The organism is Corynebacterium sp. HMSC29G08, from assembly GCF_001806875.1.
GTDB lineage: Bacteria > Actinomycetota > Actinomycetes > Mycobacteriales > Mycobacteriaceae > Corynebacterium.
Map to the genome: position 1 here is coordinate 19,998 of NZ_KV786277.1, position 15,711 is coordinate 35,708.

Consider the following 15,711-nt stretch of genomic DNA (forward strand, 5'->3'; position numbering starts at 1 on the left):
TGAACCAAACAACAACGAATTTTAGGAGGATTCTTGCTCACGTTTTTGCTCATCGTCCTCATTGTTGGCGCGGTTGTAGTGTTGCTTCCTTCCGGTGGCGATCGGCAGGTACAGCAGCGGCAGCAGGAGCAGATTTCGCTTGACGACGCATTGGCGGACGCCAAACGCTGGACCGACCGTTTAGGCTCCCAAGTGCTCACAATTTCCGGTAATGACGCCGCGTCAACCCAGGCCATGGCTGACGCTTCCGAGCGCTTCAACGCAGCTTCTGCCGGCCTTGCGGACGCACGCACCCCCAAGCAGGCGATGCTCGCCCGCGAGTCTGCGCTTGAGGGCTTGCATTACGTCAACGCCGCCCGCGAAATCATGGGGCTTCCTGCAGGTCCGCAGCTGCCTGAGCTTGAGGGGCAACGCCAGGCGGGCCGCGTGACTGAGCAGCGCTCCGTGCGTCAGGAAGACGGCACCGTCGTTACCGCTTCCCCCGTGGCTACTGCAGCTACCCCGCACTACTACCCCGGCGGCGCCGTCGCTGGTCGTCCTGTTCCGGCCGGTTGGTACTCCACTGCGTGGTGGGCTCCGGCGATGATGACAGGTATGTGGGCTGCGTCTTCAATGATGTTCTACTCCGCAATGTTCGCAGGCATGGCTGGAACCCCGTCGCCGGAGGCCTTTGGGGCTGGCGATTTCGGCGGCGACATGGCTGGTGACATGGGTGGCATGGAAGGCATGTCCGATGTCGGTGGTGCTGAAGGCACGGGCGATATGGGCGGTTTCGAGGGCGGCGGCTTTGATGGCGGCGGTTTTGACTTCGGCTTCGACTTCTAAACCCATTATTTTCACTTAGGCTAGAGCACGTGAGCACAGCAAACGAACCTCGTAAACGCCTTTCCAGTGCCGCCCGCCAGGCAACGACCGATGCCTTGGCGGCGGCGTATGCCGATGGCCAGCTCACTACTGAAGAGTTTGACCTGCGTACTAAGCAAGCGTGGGGCGCAACCTATGCCGACGAGGTTGAACATCTCACCGCTGATTTGGATGTCCCCGGCAACGACGACGTGCTTCCCCAGAACATGCCTTACGCACCGTTGGCTCCGCGAGCAAACACCAGCCGCGCGTTGTCCATGGTCACGGGTGAGCCTGGGGGTAGCGCCATCTCTGTTTCCGTAATGAGTGGTGTTGGACGCTCCGGCAACTGGCTTGTTGCGCCAAGCCACTTCTCCCTTGCCCTGATGGGTGGCACGGATCTGAACCTGCTCAAAGCTCGCTTCACCGAGGCGCACACCAGGATTAACACGCTTGCCCTGATGGGCGGGGTGCGCATCATCGTGCCTGAGGATATCCGAGTCCTCAGCGAGGGTTTCGCCCTCATGGGTGGCTTCGAGATTCACGACGACAAAAGCGTCACCATCTCCCAACACGATCTCCCCGCGAACGCCCCCACGCTCACCATTGGCGGTCTTGCCTTGATGGGTGGCGTGGAGGTTATCCGCATGGCGCGCAATGCCAACCCCAAATAATCTCCGCTACTCCCCTCATTCACGCACGTTGCCGTCGATGACGCTGGGTAGCACCAGCGGTGCCTCCCCAAGCAGCGCCCTGAGGTTGCCCTCACGCTCAACTGCGCTGGTCACCGCTTGAACTTTGGCGGCCTTACGTTGTTTGCCCTGCTGCCCTTGACCGGCTCCAGCTACGCCCATGGGTCCACCGGCAAACGCAGTTCCACGTCCTTGTGTTGTATGTGCGGTGGTAGTGCTCGTCGATAGTGGCGAGGCCCCTGCACCAGCGCCCATTCCCGGACCAGCAAGCGGTGCGCCGCCAGCGCCGATGCCTCCTGCGACGCCACCCGCGCCTGCGCCCGCGGCGAGCCCATTTGCGAGATCACTTCTTAGACCGGGGTTGCGCCCGCTGCGGTTGCTTTGTTGCGCACGACCGCCACCCCCGCCAAGAGCCCCCATGCCTCCCGCAACGCCACCTGCCGGAGCACCTGTACCGGCCGCAGAAGCCGAAGCAGCAGTACTACCGACGCTGCCAGGTGCCATAGCGTTCAAACCAGCACCACCCGATGCAAGGTTGCCCGGCGCGCCACCAACCATCCCCGCGCCCGGGGTTAACGACGGGGGTATCGACGGCGCCGCCAACGACGCCGCCTGCGTCTGCGTCGCACCCGCCTTAATCGCCTCAACAACATCTGGGTTGACCTTGCCGTATGCGCCGATGACGTCATCAGGCGTGGTTGCTCGGGCAAGGTCCGCGTGGCCGAGAGCCCGGAAGGATTCTTGGATGACCTTCGGCAGCGGCGAGCGTTCAAACGATGGTGCGTCTGGCGCGTTGATTTCCCGGATGTCGAAGGGGTTGCCCGAAAGCTGATCTAAGTCGGGCAACAGCTGGACAAACGACGGCACCGTTGCCGCAAGTTGCGAGGTCGCCCTAGGTGCGAAGACTGCGAGGTATTGTGCCTCATACGCCGGACGCATCGCGGGCGGAAGCGCCATGGCCGCCGCTGCTGCCACCGCGGCCATGACGGTCTCTGCCGACGCCAAGCTCCCCAGCGCTGTGGTGTGCGCGGACATCGCATCAGCACGGCGAGCGTAAACATTGCCGGCGCGTTGGATTTTGTTCACGTGCGCGTCGCCACGCTGGACCCATGCTGTTTCCATTGAGGGGGCAAAGCAATTCTTCACCTCAAACAGTGCCATCACGGACTCATCCAGAGCGCGGGCTGCCATTGTCCAACTCGCTGCCTCAGCCTCCGCGGCAGCCACGTTCGACGCTGCGAGGAGCCGCTCCAGCACGCGCAGGCTCATGGGCGGCACAACAACGGGTGCCGTAGGCGCAAAACTCGGGGCCTTCGCGTTGGAGAGTCCTGTCGACGCTTCCATGCGCCCCAACCACTCCGAAAACGAATCCTGGTTGGCAAAGTTGATCGCGGAAAACGCGCCCGCCAGCGAATCATCAGCACGCTGCATGTTCTTCAGATTGACCTCGGAAACGTGCGCAGCATCCAGCATGTGTGAAGCCAACGCAAAAGACGACTTCGGTGCATTGACTGCCGAGACTGCTCCCAGCATTTGCCCGGATTCACGAAACCCCGATAACTGGGAGAAAGTAGCGAGTGCGCTCCTGACCCCCTCGCGCCCAGAACTCCGAGTTGTTTTTGCTTCCTTCCTGAGGAGGGAAATCCCCCGCATCAGTGCTTCTACATCTAAACGAACTACTTGGTTCATGAAAAATCCCCCGTATTTTGGTGTCTTGGTTCAGCCTTGTGAGACACCATCTTAGAGCCTAAAACGTCTTTTGACAGCAGGAACCGTGTACACTTTAGTGGACATCGGGGCTACCGAGCGCGCGATAGAGTTGCTCAACAACCTCAATCGCAGCGTTGCACATCTCTTCGGTTGTTACGTACCTCGAATCACCTCCGGCTGAAGCGCCGAAGCCTCCGCGCGCAGTATCGATCTGGGTATAGCAAAAGCCTGGGTAAAAATCGGTCGCTGCAAAAGCGAAGAGTTCCGGAATGAGCTCAGAACGGTACTCGGGGTATAGAAGTCCCTGGGCCTCAATCATCTCTCTGGTGGTATTCCCGTTTGCAAACGAGACTGTCACGGCTTTGTCTCGCTGTTCCTCCGTGCTCGGCAGATGGCAGGTGTTCAACCCGTGAAACGTCCGTCCCTCGTCTTTCACGATGACCTCCGGAAAACCAGCCGCAGCATACTCTTCCGGGGTGATCTCGGTACAGGGGTTAAAAAGAGAATCACCAAGCGAATAAGGATCGAAATCCCCGAACTCCTACACCCCCGATTCGAAGTAAAACGCCCGCAGCTGACTCGAGACAGACTCCGACGCCGGAACCGAAGACGCAGGCGGAAGTGCAGCAACGCCTTCAATCTTTTCGGACGGCACACATCCGCTCGCCAACAGCACAACCCCCGCCAGCGTCGCGCTGACCGCAGCCGACCTCTTTCCCATCACAAATCCCCCTTAACTCGGATTTCAAAACCGCCCACCAAACTCCAGTGGACAACTCTAGTGGACATCAGGGTTGCCAAACGTGCGATACAGTTGCTCCACAATCTCGATCGCAGCGTTGCACATCTCTTCTGTTGTTACGAACCGCGGGTCACCCCCAGCTGAAGCACCAAACCCTCCACGCACGGTATCAATCTGGATATAACAGATGCCTGGGTAGTGCTCATTTGCCGCAATGGCAAAGAGTTCCGGAATGAGCTCGGAGCGATACTCAGGCAACAAGAGCCCTCGTTCCTCAACCATCTCTCTGGTGATGTTCCCGTTGGCGAATGAAATCCCTACCGCTTTCTTGAGCTGCTCCTCCGTACTCGGCAGATGGCAGGTGTTCAACCCGTGAAACGTCCGTCCCTCGTCTTTCACGATGACCTCCGGAAAACCAGCCGCAGCATACTCTTCCGGGGTGATCTCGGTACAGGGGTTAAAAAGAGAATCACCAAGCGAATAAGGATCGAAATCCCCGAACTCCAACACCCCCGAATCGAAGTAAAACGCCCTCGGCGTCTCACCCGCGGCAGACTCCGAAGCCGAAACCGAAGACGCAGGCGGAAACGCAGCTACGCCTTCAATCTTTTCGGACGGCACACACCCACTGACCAACAGCACAACTCCTGCCAACACTGAGCTGACCGCAGCCGACCTCTTTCTCATCACAAATCCCCCTTAACTCGGATTTCAAAACCTCCCACCAAACTCTAGTGGACATTCGGGCTTCCAAACGTCCGGAATAATTGTTCCATCGCCTCGATCGCGAGGGTGCACATTTCTCCGGTTGTCACATGCAACTCATGGCCTCCTGCTGAGGCACCGAATCCTCCACGAGCGGTATCAATCTGGGTGTAACAGAAACCTGGGTAGCCATCCTCAGCCGCGAATGCGAAGAGTTCGGGAATGAGCTCCGAACGGTACTCGGGATACAAGAGGCCCTGGGTCTCGATCATCTCCCTGGTTGTGTTGCCATTATCAAAGGAAACAGATACCGCATGCTTTTTCTGCTCTTCGGTACTCGACACAAGACACGAGTTCAGTCCGACCATCGTCCGCCCCTCGTCTTTCACGATGACCTCCGGAAAGCCAGCCGCCGCGTATTCTTCGGGGGTGATTTCGGTGCAGGGGTTGAAGAGGGAGTCGCCAAGCGAATACGGGTCGAAGTCACCGAACTCCAGCACACCCGATTCGAAATAGAAGGCCCGCGGATCCTCCTCCGCGGCGGATTGCGAGGCAGCTACGCTGCCGATCTTCTCGGACGGCACGCATCCGCCCACTAACAACACAGCCCCCGCCAACGCCATGCTGAACGCGGTCTTCTTTATCTGCATCGTGAATCCCCCCCTCGATCGCTCGTTGATAACGCCGGAACACCCCGCGTGAGGGATGCCCCAGCAAAGATTGCAGCTACTTACTTGCAGCTACTAGCGATAAAAACGGCAGGTAGCCGGGTGTAGGTAGCTACAAACGGCCAAAGGACAGCTGTGGGACCGCCACGGTACCGCCAAAGGACAGCCACGGTACCGCCAAAGGGCGGCTGAAAGCAGCAACGCCCTTAGACACCCGGGACCTCCGGCGCCACACCGGTCTTCTCGTACTCGGCAAGGATGTCGATACGGCGCTGGTGGCGCTCCTCTTCGCTCCACGGCTGGGTCACAAAAGCGTCCACAATGGCCAGCGCCTCTTCCTCGGTGTGCATGCGGCCGCCAATGCCGATGAGCTGGGCATTGTTGTGTTCTCGGGCCAGTTTGGCGGTCTCAACACTCCACGCCAAGGCGCAGCGCGCACCCTTGACCTTGTTCGCGGCGATCTGCTCACCGTTGCCGGAACCGCCAAGCACAATGCCCAGGGAACCCGGGTCAGCTACCACGGCCTCGGCCGCGGCGATGCAAAACGCCGGGTAGTCATCAGCGGCGTCGTACTCGTGGGCGCCGCAGTCGGTCACCTCGTGGCCCTGGGCCTCAAGGTGGGCTTTGATCTGGTTCTTTCGCTCGAATCCGGCGTGGTCTGCTCCAAGGTAAATACGCATGCCCACAAGCGTACCCCGGACCCCCACCGGCCCCCACCAAACCAGCCCCAAAACCAGCGTCAGATCAGACCCAAAAACTAGCGCACCTGCGGGTTCTCGGTGCGGGAGCGCTTCATCTCAAAGAAATACGGGAACTTCGCCAGGCCAACGGCGTGGTCGAACATCTCGCCTGCGTCCTCGCCGGTGGGTACGCGGGTGATAACGGGGCCGAAGAAGGCGGTGTCGCCAAACTTGAGTACCGGGGTGCCCACCTCGTCACCAACGGCGTCCATCGCCTGCTGGTGGTAGCCGCGCAGCAGCGCATCGTCACCGTCAACGTTGGCTACCTCAGCAAATTCCTCAGGCAGACCAACCTCTGCAAGGGCTGCGCGGATGATTTCGTCGTACGCACCGTAGCCCTGCTTGTGGTCCTGGCCTTCCGCGTGAATCTTGGTGCCCATCGCCGTGTAGAGTGCGTCAACCATCTCTGGTTTTTCAGATTTCACCTTGGCAAAGACACGCGCGGGCCCCCAGTTCGCTTTCATGGCTTCTTTGTAGGCTTCGGGGAGGTGGTCGCGGCCGTCGTTAAGAACTGCGAGCGACATCGGCACCCACTCCACCTCAACCTCACGGACCTTTTCCACTTCCTTCATCCAGCGGGAGGTCAACCAGGCGAAAGGGCAAGAGACATCGAAATAGAAGGTTACTTTTCTGAGGCTCATGCGGCCCACTGTAGCGATATTCAGTAGCGTGGCGCCTATGAAAACGAATCTGACGCGCGATGATGCGCAAACACGAAAATCGCTGATTGACAATGTCCACTACGACATCCACGTGGATGTGACTGGCAAGGAGCAGTTCACTTCCCGCACTGTGGTCACGTTTGACTCCAAGGCAGGTCAGACCCATTTTGACCTGGTTGCTGATGAGTTTGCAGCAACCCTGGACGGCACCCCCACCAACGGAAATGAGCTTGTGCTTGCCAGCGGCGCACACGAGCTCACTGTCAACGCCACCATCACTTACAACCGCACCGGTGAGGGTCTGCACAAGTTCACCGACCCGGTGGATGGCAAGGACTACCTCTACACCCAGTTTGAGCCAGCGATGGCGATGAAAGTGTTCGCTGGTTTTGACCAGCCGGATTTGAAGGCAACCTACGACATTGCGGTCACCGCACCTGATGCGTACACGGTGGTGCTCAACGAGACGGTAGAAGTCACCAACAACGGCAACGGCACCAAGACGTGGACCACCAAGATTGATTACCCGCTGTCTACCTACCTCATTGCGATTGTGGCCGGCGAGTATGAGCGCGTCACGGACACCTACACATGCACCGGCGACAACGGTGGCAAGCGCACGATCGAGCTTGGCTTGTACGCGCGTGCCAGCCTGATCCCGCACATGGATTCGGAGCGTCTATTTACGCAGACCAAGGCAGGGTTTGATTTCTACCATGCCAACTTCGGCCGCACGTATCCGTTTGGTGACAAGTACGACCAGATCTTCTGCCCGGAGTACAACATGGGCGCCATGGAGCACGTGGGTGCCGTGACGTACCGCGATGAGTACATTTTCACCTCTGAGCCCACACCGTACCGCCTTGAGCGTCGTAACGACACGATCCTGCATGAGATGGCGCACATGTGGTTCGGCGATTTGGTGACCATGCAGTGGTGGGATGACCTGTGGCTCAATGAGTCCTTCGCTACCTGGTCCGCCGCCACCGCGCAGACCGGCATCGGCGAATACCCAGAGGCGTGGACCACGTTTGCCGCTGTGGAGAAGGCATGGGCGTACCAGCAGGATCAGCTGCCCACCACGCACCCGATTGCCGCAGACGCCCCGGATATTGAGACTGCGGAGCAGAACTTTGACGGCATCACCTACGCCAAGGGGGCTTCCGTGTTGAAGCAGCTGCAGGCGTATGTGGGCTATGAGGAGTTTTTCGCGGGTGTGCGTACGCACTTTGATAACCACGCGTTTGCTAACGCCACTTTCGATGACCTGCTTGGGGCGCTTGAGCAGGCCTCGGGCCGCGACTTGTCCGACTGGGCTGACGCGTGGCTGCGCACCACGGGCGTGTCCACCCTGCGTGCAGATACTTCCGATGGGTTTGCGGTGGTGCAGGAGTCTGATGTGTTGCGCCCGCACCGCGTTCGCGTGGGGCTTTACTCGCTTGTCGACGGCTGCGTCAAACGCACCCACCAAGTAGAAACCGACATCCACGGTGAGCGCACCGAGATCCCAGAGCTGGCGGGCGTGGAACACGACCTTGCGCTGGTGAACGATGAGGACCTGACCTACTGCAAGATGCGTCTGAGCGAGGAGCACACCCGCTTCGTGCTTGAGCACCTGGGTGAGATTGAGGATTCGCTGGCGCGCACCTTGGTGTGGTCGTCGCTGTGGGAGGCCACCCGCGACGGTGTCCTGCCGGCTCGTGAGTTTGTGCGCCTGGTGGCCCGGTTTGCGCCTGCGGAAACGCACCCAAGTGTGCAGGAGCGCCTGTTTGCACAGGGTACCGCGGCAGTGCGCGGGTTTGTGGACCCATCCTGGCAGGCCGAGGGCTTTGACCTGCTCAACAACGCTTTCCGTGGTGCTGAGCCGCTCGCAATCTCGGATCGTGCTCTGGCGCGTTTGCAGCCCAACGATGAGACAGTGGCGTACTTCAAGCGCCTGCTGGAGACCTCTGAGAACCAGGAGGTGCGTTGGCTTGCTATCACCACCCTGGTTGCGGCTGGCCAGTTGCCGGCGTCGGCTGCTGACCAGGAGCGCGACGACTCCTCCGAGGGTGCGATCTCTCGCCTGCGCGTGCGCGCGGTTGCTGACAAGGCGTGGGCGTGGAAGAAGCTTGTGGAAGAGGACCTGACCAACCTTGAGGCCCGCTATCTCATGGACGGTCTCACCTTCACCGACGAAGGTTTGGAAGGTTTGGCAGAGGACTACTTTCGCATTGCCCCTGGCCTATGGGACCGCCTGACCAATGAGATGGCGCAGCGCACCCTTGAGGGCATGTACCCGGGTTGGGCTGTGGATCAGGCAAGCGTGGATAAGGCCGATGCCCTGCTTAATGATCCACATGTGCCCTCCGGCCTGAAGCGCGTTGTGGCCGAAGGCCAGGATCGCACGGCGCGTAAGCTGCGCAACCGCACGGTGGACGCTGAAGCTAATAAGTAGTTAGCCGGCATTGACCGCGCGCAACTTTGCGGCATCCGGCCGGATGGCGATGAGGCTGAATTCTGTTAGATCATCGCCAAGCCTCTTGGGATATAAATCTCGCTGCAGACTTAAAGGTGCTTACAGAATCCCCAGCAATCAACGTAGAATGCGCTTCCCCGCAGCCTTCGCTTAAAGCTGTGAAAACGCCTGCTCAAGGTCTGCAATCAGGTCCGCTTCATCCTCAATGCCAACAGAGATACGCACCAGCTCGCCGGGCACTTCAAGCGCAGACCCAGCTACGGATACATGGGTCATGGTTGCCGGGTGCTCAAGCAAGCTCTCCACCCCGCCGAGCGATTCCGCAAGGCAGAACAGCTGAGTGGATAAACAGAATTTCTTGGCTTGCTCTTCAGTTTGAAATAGCACGGAAACCATGCCGCCGAAACGACGCATCTGCTTCTTCGCCACCTCGTGGCCAGGGTGGGATTCGAGACCCGGGTAACACACGCGGGCAACTTCCTCACGCCCCTCAAGGTATTTAGCCACGGCCTCGGCATTGTCGCAGTGACGTTCCATGCGTACCGGCAGCGTCTTCAAGCCGCGGCCCGTGAGGTACGTATCAAACGGCGATGGGATCGCGCCCACCCAGCCGAAGAAGAACCGCAGCTGCTCCTCAAAGCCCTCAATCAGGTCATCTTTGCCACAAACCACACCGCCGATGACGTCGGAGTGGCCGCCGATGTACTTGGTGGTGGAGTGCAAAACCACGTCCGCGCCGAACTCGAACGGACGCTGCAGGTACGGCGAGGCGAACGTGTTATCCACCACCAGCGCAGCATCACCTTTCACCTTGGCCACCGCCTCAATGTCCACGATGGACAGCAGCGGGTTCGTCGGGGTTTCCACCCAGATCACCTTGGTGTTGTCCTGTACCGCCGCGCCGACCTCTTCGGCGTTGGTCATGTCCACCACGGTATTTTCCACACCCCAGAGGGAAAACACCTGCTGGATCAGACGGTAAGTGCCGCCATAGGCGTCATTGGACACCACGATGTGGTCGCCGGGCTTCAGCAGCGTACGAAGGACCACGTCCACCGTGGCCATGCCGGATGCAAACGCGACAGCGAAGTCAGCACCCTCAAGGGCTGCAACGGACTTCTCCAGCGTGGTGATTGTTGGGTTGCCAACGCGGGTGTATTCGTAGCCGCCACGCAGTTCCGCTAGACCGTTCTGTGCAAACGTGGTGGAAGCGTAAATAGGCGTGTTGATGGACCCATAGAGGCTATCTGGTTCGTAACCTGCGTGAATCGCTGCAGTCGACGGGCCTGGATTGCTCGTGTTGGTAGACATGCCAAGCATCGTAGCCATTATCTAGACCAAGCTGTTCATTATCGACGATTTATATGCACGCTCCCCTTCCCCACTCGCGTAGACTGTGGCTCTGATGAATACCACCTACATTTTGGCAGCTGCGCAAAACCTCGAAGAAGCAGTAGAAGGGGTCTCCACGTGGTGGAAGGATCCCGATACACGTGAGCTGGTCCTCGAACGGCCGTTAAAAATCGTGCTGATCTTGGTCATAGCGCTCATCCTTGACAGGGTTGCCGCACACCTCATCCGCCGCGCCACGCACGCCCGCATGAAAAACCCTGGCCTTTTGCGCTCACGCGAAATCCCCGACACTCCGCAGGACCGCGCACAGGAAAGCCGGCGCCGGCAACGCCTGCAGACCTTGTCCAACGTTGCCCGTTCAGTGGCCGCCATTGTGGTGTGGACGTGGGCGTTGCTCGCCGTGCTTGACCAGCTTGGCGTGAACGTGGCACCTTTGATCGCTTCTGCCGGCATTGTAGGCGTGGCCATTGGTTTCGGCGCACAATCCCTTGTTAAAGACTTTTTCTCCGGCATGTTCATCCTGCTGGAGAACCAGTACGGGGTTGGAGACACCATTCAGGTTGATGACATTGTTGGTGACGTTGAGGAGATGACCCTTCGCGTTACCACTATCCGCGACATGGACGGCGCACTGTGGCATGTCCGTAACGGTGACATTGACCGCGTTGGCAACCACTCCGTCCTGTATTCGGTTGCGCGGTTGCAGATCCCGGTTTCAGTCATGGCAGACCCGGATGAGGCCGCCGCAATCATTGAGCGCTCTGCACAGGCAGCCAGCCAGGATCCGGAGATCCGCGACCAGGTTATGAGCCCGCCATCCATGCTTGGTCCCTCGGAGTTCAACCCCACGTACGCGTCTTTCCGCGTTACCTTAAAGACGATGCCCGGCCAGCAGTGGTCCGTCGCCCGTTTCATCAACCACCGCGTGTTGAAAGACCTGCACGATGCTGGCATCGTGCTCGCCCCAATGGATTCGGTACTCGTTGGTTTTGGAAATTCAGACACAGACACAGACACAGCTGCAACGAAAGGAGATTGAGGTGGAGATCACCCCAATGCCACCGCGCGATGACCAGGAGCGCACCCTGTACGAGGACGTCGGTGGCACCGAGTTTTTCACCCGCCTAGTCAAAGGCTTCTATACCCAGGTCAAAACCGATGATCTGATCGGGCCCATGTACCCGGAGGGTGATTTCGACGGTGCCGAGGACCGCCTCCGCTGGTTCCTCGAACAGTACTGGGGCGGGCCTCGCACGTTCCAAGAAAAGCGTGGCAACCCGATGCTTCGCCGCCGCCACTTCCCCTTCAAAATTGGCATGGCTGAGGCAGAGCGTTGGCTAGAACTCATGGGGCGCTCATTGGAGCAATTTACTGACGACGAGCTTTCGCCCCACCACCGCCACCAACTTTGGAACCACATGCAGCGCGTGGCGTACATGATGATTAACCAGGAGCCGGGTAGCCCCGCCTAATTACAACGGACAACGGCTTGACTTTTAGAAAAGCAATCCCAGACCCGCGTTTCTAAACACGGATCCGTACGGGGCATCTAGGCGCACCCACCTACCGGCGCTGGCTACGCGCAAGTGGCGTGGGATGTTTGCCGGCGCCTCAAAGCCCGGGATTAGGCCCAAGGCCGTGCACGTAAAGATCATGCGCATGGGCACCTCGACAGGGGTTTCCGCAGTGGCGTTTGAGGTGATCACAATGGCGTCTAAAAGCGAGCGCGGCGGCCCTGCCGGTCCGGAGAATTGTTTGGCAAGGCGTTTGCCTTCGTCTGCGAGTTGGCGTGCGGTGCTGACCGGCACTTCGTCGCAAAGCTGGAAGCCCTCTACCGGCGGCAGGGCACCTGGCCAGGAGGCATCCTGCGGGCGACCAATGCTAAGCGTCGTCACGGTCTGCTCGGCGAGTGCTTCCAAAAACTCCGCGGCCGAAACAGCCGCACCGTCACGCGAAACCTCGCCCGCGACGCGCCTGGCCACAATGCAATCAAACGGCGTGGTCACAAACACGTTCAGAGCGTCGCCCACCTTTTGGAAGCGAGCAAGCGCATGCGGATCTAGTGCTACTGCGCGCTGGAGCAGCGCTCGCACGCCGCCAAGGCCTTGGCCGCCGTGCGTGCTAAAGGAAATCACAGACACTGCGGCTACTTTTACTCCGACTCCCCCGCATCCGGTGCTGCCGTCAGCGATAGGATGCCGATCTCCTGCTTTGTAATCGAACGTGGGGTAGCAGTTGCGTCATCCACCGTCACCTGCACGCACTCCACTACACAGCAGACCCTGCCCTGCGAGTCCTTGATCTCCTGGTGGGTAGTAAACGACGTGTTGCCCAAACGCGAAACGTGCGTTTCAATCACCGCGGTCGCCGTATTCGGCAGGATAGGACGCATGTAGTCAGCCTCCACACGCCGCACAAACACCGCAAAATCGTGGCCCCGCGAGTAGAAGTACTCACGAGCAAACGCAAGACGCGCCTCCTGAGCAATCTCCAGGTAGGCGGAGTTTGTGACGTGCCCATAGCGGTCAAAGTCCCCCCACCGCAGCGGCACTTCATACACGTGGACGTTATTTGTTACACCCTGTTCAGACATGTGCTAAACCCTACCCGCCAAAGATAACCCCGCGCCGAATTCTATCCAGCGCGGGGTAAACAGCTGCTTAGCGTGTGGTTTAGCGTGTGGTTTAGCGGGTGAGCTTACGGTGTGTCACACGAGACGGCTTGGCCGCTTCCTCACCAAGGCGCTCAACCTTGTTCTTCTCGTAGTCGCCGAAGTTGCCCTCGAACCAGAACCACTTGCCCTCTTCAATGTTGCCCTCCCAGGCAAGGATGTGGGTACAGGTGCGGTCCAAGAACCACCGGTCGTGAGAAATCACCACAGCGCAGCCCGGGAACTTCTGCAGCGCGTTCTCCAGGGAACCAAGGGTTTCAACGTCCAAGTCGTTCGTCGGCTCATCGAGCAGGATCAAGTTGCCGCCCTGCTTCAGTGTGAGCGCCAAGTTCAGGCGGTTGCGCTCACCACCGGAGAGCACCTTGGACGGCTTCTGCTGGTCCGCACCCTTGAAACCAAAGGCAGACAGATATGCGCGTGAAGGCATCTCGTTCTGGCCAACCACGATGTAGTCCAGTCCATCAGAAACCACTTCCCACACCGTCTTCTCCGGATCGATGTTCTCGCGGTTCTGGTCAACGTAGGACAGCTTCACCGTGTCACCGACTGTGACGGTGCCGGCGTCCGGCTCCTCCAAGCCCACGATGGTCTTGAACAGGGTGGACTTACCCACACCGTTGGGGCCAATCACGCCCACAATGCCGTTGCGCGGCAGGGTGAACGACAGGTCTTTGATCAGGATGCGGCCGTCAAAGCCCTTGTCCAGGTGCTCAACCTCAACAACCTTGTTGCCCAGGCGTGGCGGGGTCGGAATCTGGATCTCTTCAAAGTCCAGCTTCTTGTACTGCTCCGCCTCAGCAGCCATCTCTTCGTAGCGCTCTAGACGAGCCTTGTTCTTCGCCTGGCGTGCCTTCGGGGAGGAACGCACCCACTCAAGCTCGTTCTTCAGGCGCTTCTGCAGCTTCTGGTCCTTCTTGCCGGCAACCTCAAGACGCTCAGCCTTCTTCTCCAGGTAGGTGGAGTAGTTGCCCTCGTACGGGTAGAGCTGGCCGCGGTCAACCTCACAGATCCATTCTGCGACGTTGTCCAGGAAGTAGCGGTCGTGAGTAATGGCAAGGACGGCACCCGGGTAGGTCTGCAGGTGCTTCTCCAGCCAAAGCACGCTCTCGGCGTCCAGGTGGTTCGTCGGCTCATCAAGAAGCAAAAGATCCGGCTCGCTCAGCAGCAGCTTCGCAAGCGCCACGCGGCGGCGCTCACCACCAGACAGGTTGGTTACCGCAGCGTCAGACGGCGGGCAGCGCAGCGCTTCCATCGCCTGCTCAATCTTGGAGTCAACCTCCCAAGCGTCAGCGGCATCCAGCTCCTCCTGGAGCTTGCCCATCTCCTCCATCAACTCATCGGAGTAGTTGGTGGCCATCTCCTCGGCGATCGCCTCGAAGCGCTGCTTCTTCTCAAAGATCTCGCCCAGGCCCTCTTCGACGTTCTCACGAACCGTCTTCTCTTCATTCAACGGCGGCTCCTGCAGCAAAATGCCAACGGAGGCACCGGGCTGCAGAAACGCTTCACCGTTGTTCGGCTGGTCAATGCCAGCCATGATCTTGAGCAAGGACGACTTACCGGCGCCGTTGGGGCCGACGACGCCAATCTTGGCGCCGGGGTAGAAAGCCATGGTGACGTTGTCCAAAATGACCTTGTCACCGATGGCCCTGCGAACATTTTTCATCGTGTAGATGAACTCAGCCACGTGGTATCCCCTTGTGTTAAACAGTGCTTGAAATGCTTTCCACAGGGTACATCACGCGCGCCCTTGCTAGAGCGGCAGGAACACTAGGTTTCTAAAAGGGTCTCCCGTCCTCATCAACCCCTGCCGCGGCACCGACTAGCTCATCGTTAGATTCGGCGCTGGATTCAGTCGTTGGCGCGGTGTTGGCTCTATCCCCAAAGCTTGGCGCCATGGGTTTCCTCGGCGGCAGCTGGTCCTCCGCACTTTGGCGAGGTTGACTGTTGCCACGCAGCAGGTCTTCTAAGGATTTCACCTGTACCTCTTCGGTGCCCTCCACAGTGTGGGAGACGCTGGTGGTCTTGCGCGAGTTGATCTGGAAGTTTCCCAAGTCAAACGCGACGCGGCTCGCGCGCATGACAATCTTTGAGCGGTTGACGGTCTTGCCGTCTTCGCCGGTTTCCTCCCACGACTCTGTAAGCAAACGGCCGGTGATAACAACAGGGCTGCCGCGAAACAGCGACGCCTTGACGTTTACCGCCAGGTCACCCCAGCAATTGACGTCAATGTAGAGCTGGTCAATGTCCATCCAGACGTCTTTGCCGTGTTCATCCTTTTCGTCGGTGCGGCGGCGTCGTGAAGAAGCAACGCGCAACTTGGACAGTGCGGTTCCCTTCTCTCCTACGCAGGCGATGGTCGGTTCTGCAACAAGGTTGCCGTGGATGGTGATGTCGGTGCTCATGGAAGAGCCCCCCTTTCCGTGATTTTCCTTCTAAACAGTTACCGGTTGTTCCCGGCGGTTCGGGC

General features: G+C 59.3%; 16 protein-coding genes and 1 pseudogene. 5 read left to right on the top strand and 12 right to left on the bottom strand.

Annotated features, from left to right (window positions below; genetic code table 11):
• The first annotated feature begins 33 nt into the window (after positions 1–33).
• Together HMPREF3101_RS10820 and HMPREF3101_RS10825 are read left to right on the top strand one after the other, a co-directional pair.
• Entirely contained in the window at positions 34–825 is a 792-nt protein-coding gene (locus tag HMPREF3101_RS10820) for a hypothetical protein (RefSeq protein ID WP_070465514.1), read from the top strand.
• Positions 826–854: 29 nt separating this feature from the next.
• Positions 855–1,517 (top strand): DUF1707 SHOCT-like domain-containing protein, encoded by a 663-nt coding sequence (locus HMPREF3101_RS10825; RefSeq protein WP_070465518.1) that lies wholly within the window; start codon positions 855–857, stop codon positions 1,515–1,517.
• 15 nt (positions 1,518–1,532) lie between these two features.
• Here the strand turns inward: HMPREF3101_RS10825 and HMPREF3101_RS10830 are convergent, their stop codons facing one another.
• The 7 genes and pseudogenes from HMPREF3101_RS10830 to HMPREF3101_RS10860 all read right to left on the bottom strand — a co-directional run bounded on the left by HMPREF3101_RS10830 (position 1,533) and on the right by HMPREF3101_RS10860 (position 6,741).
• Positions 1,533–3,068, bottom strand: a complete 1,536-nt coding sequence (locus tag HMPREF3101_RS10830) for a hypothetical protein (RefSeq protein ID WP_070465521.1) — start codon at positions 3,066–3,068, stop codon at positions 1,533–1,535.
• Between the two features lie 250 nt (positions 3,069–3,318).
• Positions 3,319–3,744: pseudogene (locus HMPREF3101_RS10835) on the bottom strand (hypothetical protein); the annotation flags it as partial.
• Positions 3,745–3,786: 42 nt separating this feature from the next.
• Entirely contained in the window at positions 3,787–3,966 is a 180-nt protein-coding gene (locus HMPREF3101_RS10840; RefSeq protein ID WP_070465527.1) for a hypothetical protein, read from the bottom strand.
• A gap of 57 nt (positions 3,967–4,023) precedes the next feature.
• Positions 4,024–4,674, bottom strand: coding sequence for a DUF3558 family protein (locus HMPREF3101_RS10845; RefSeq protein ID WP_083280229.1), 651 nt, complete (start codon positions 4,672–4,674; stop codon positions 4,024–4,026).
• Positions 4,675–4,718: 44 nt separating this feature from the next.
• Positions 4,719–5,342 carry a DUF3558 family protein gene (locus HMPREF3101_RS10850; RefSeq protein ID WP_070465532.1) on the bottom strand — a complete coding sequence of 208 codons (624 nt, stop codon included), beginning with the start codon at positions 5,340–5,342 and terminating at the stop codon, positions 4,719–4,721.
• Positions 5,343–5,566: 224 nt separating this feature from the next.
• Positions 5,567–6,040: a ribose-5-phosphate isomerase gene (locus tag HMPREF3101_RS10855; protein WP_070465534.1), complete on the bottom strand. Its 474-nt coding sequence runs from the start codon at positions 6,038–6,040 to the stop codon at positions 5,567–5,569.
• A gap of 77 nt (positions 6,041–6,117) precedes the next feature.
• Complete coding sequence (locus tag HMPREF3101_RS10860; RefSeq protein WP_070465537.1) at positions 6,118–6,741, bottom strand: mycothiol-dependent nitroreductase Rv2466c family protein; 624 nt, start codon at positions 6,739–6,741, stop codon at positions 6,118–6,120.
• Between the two features lie 37 nt (positions 6,742–6,778).
• On the opposite strand from HMPREF3101_RS10860, the gene pepN reads away from it, so the two are divergent.
• Positions 6,779–9,199: an aminopeptidase N gene (gene pepN / locus HMPREF3101_RS10865; RefSeq protein ID WP_070465541.1), complete on the top strand. Its 2,421-nt coding sequence runs from the start codon at positions 6,779–6,781 to the stop codon at positions 9,197–9,199.
• A gap of 171 nt (positions 9,200–9,370) precedes the next feature.
• Here the strand turns inward: pepN and HMPREF3101_RS10870 are convergent, their stop codons facing one another.
• Positions 9,371–10,531 carry a cystathionine gamma-synthase gene (locus tag HMPREF3101_RS10870; protein ID WP_070465666.1) on the bottom strand — a complete coding sequence of 387 codons (1,161 nt, stop codon included), beginning with the start codon at positions 10,529–10,531 and terminating at the stop codon, positions 9,371–9,373.
• Between the two features lie 94 nt (positions 10,532–10,625).
• Here HMPREF3101_RS10870 and HMPREF3101_RS10875 point away from each other — a divergent pair, with 94 nt between their 5' ends.
• Together HMPREF3101_RS10875 and HMPREF3101_RS10880 are read left to right on the top strand one after the other, a co-directional pair.
• Positions 10,626–11,612 carry a mechanosensitive ion channel family protein gene (locus tag HMPREF3101_RS10875; RefSeq protein ID WP_070465544.1) on the top strand — a complete coding sequence of 329 codons (987 nt, stop codon included), beginning with the start codon at positions 10,626–10,628 and terminating at the stop codon, positions 11,610–11,612.
• A 16-nt stretch (positions 11,613–11,628) separates the two neighbouring features.
• On the top strand, positions 11,629–12,045 hold the full coding sequence (locus HMPREF3101_RS10880; RefSeq protein WP_070465669.1) for a globin: 417 nt from the start codon (positions 11,629–11,631) through the stop codon (positions 12,043–12,045).
• Positions 12,046–12,069: 24 nt separating this feature from the next.
• On the opposite strand, the gene HMPREF3101_RS10885 is transcribed toward HMPREF3101_RS10880, so the two are convergent.
• The 4 genes from HMPREF3101_RS10885 to HMPREF3101_RS10900 form a co-directional block, all read right to left on the bottom strand.
• Positions 12,070–12,714: a DUF8185 domain-containing protein gene (locus tag HMPREF3101_RS10885; protein WP_070465545.1), complete on the bottom strand. Its 645-nt coding sequence runs from the start codon at positions 12,712–12,714 to the stop codon at positions 12,070–12,072.
• An 11-nt stretch (positions 12,715–12,725) separates the two neighbouring features.
• Positions 12,726–13,166, bottom strand: coding sequence for an acyl-CoA thioesterase (locus HMPREF3101_RS10890; protein ID WP_070465548.1), 441 nt, complete (start codon positions 13,164–13,166; stop codon positions 12,726–12,728).
• Between the two features lie 91 nt (positions 13,167–13,257).
• Positions 13,258–14,928, bottom strand: a complete 1,671-nt coding sequence (gene ettA / locus HMPREF3101_RS10895) for an energy-dependent translational throttle protein EttA (RefSeq protein ID WP_070465551.1) — start codon at positions 14,926–14,928, stop codon at positions 13,258–13,260.
• 91 nt (positions 14,929–15,019) lie between these two features.
• Positions 15,020–15,646: a single-stranded DNA-binding protein gene (locus HMPREF3101_RS10900; protein WP_070465554.1), complete on the bottom strand. Its 627-nt coding sequence runs from the start codon at positions 15,644–15,646 to the stop codon at positions 15,020–15,022.
• Positions 15,647–15,711: the final 65 nt, after the last annotated feature.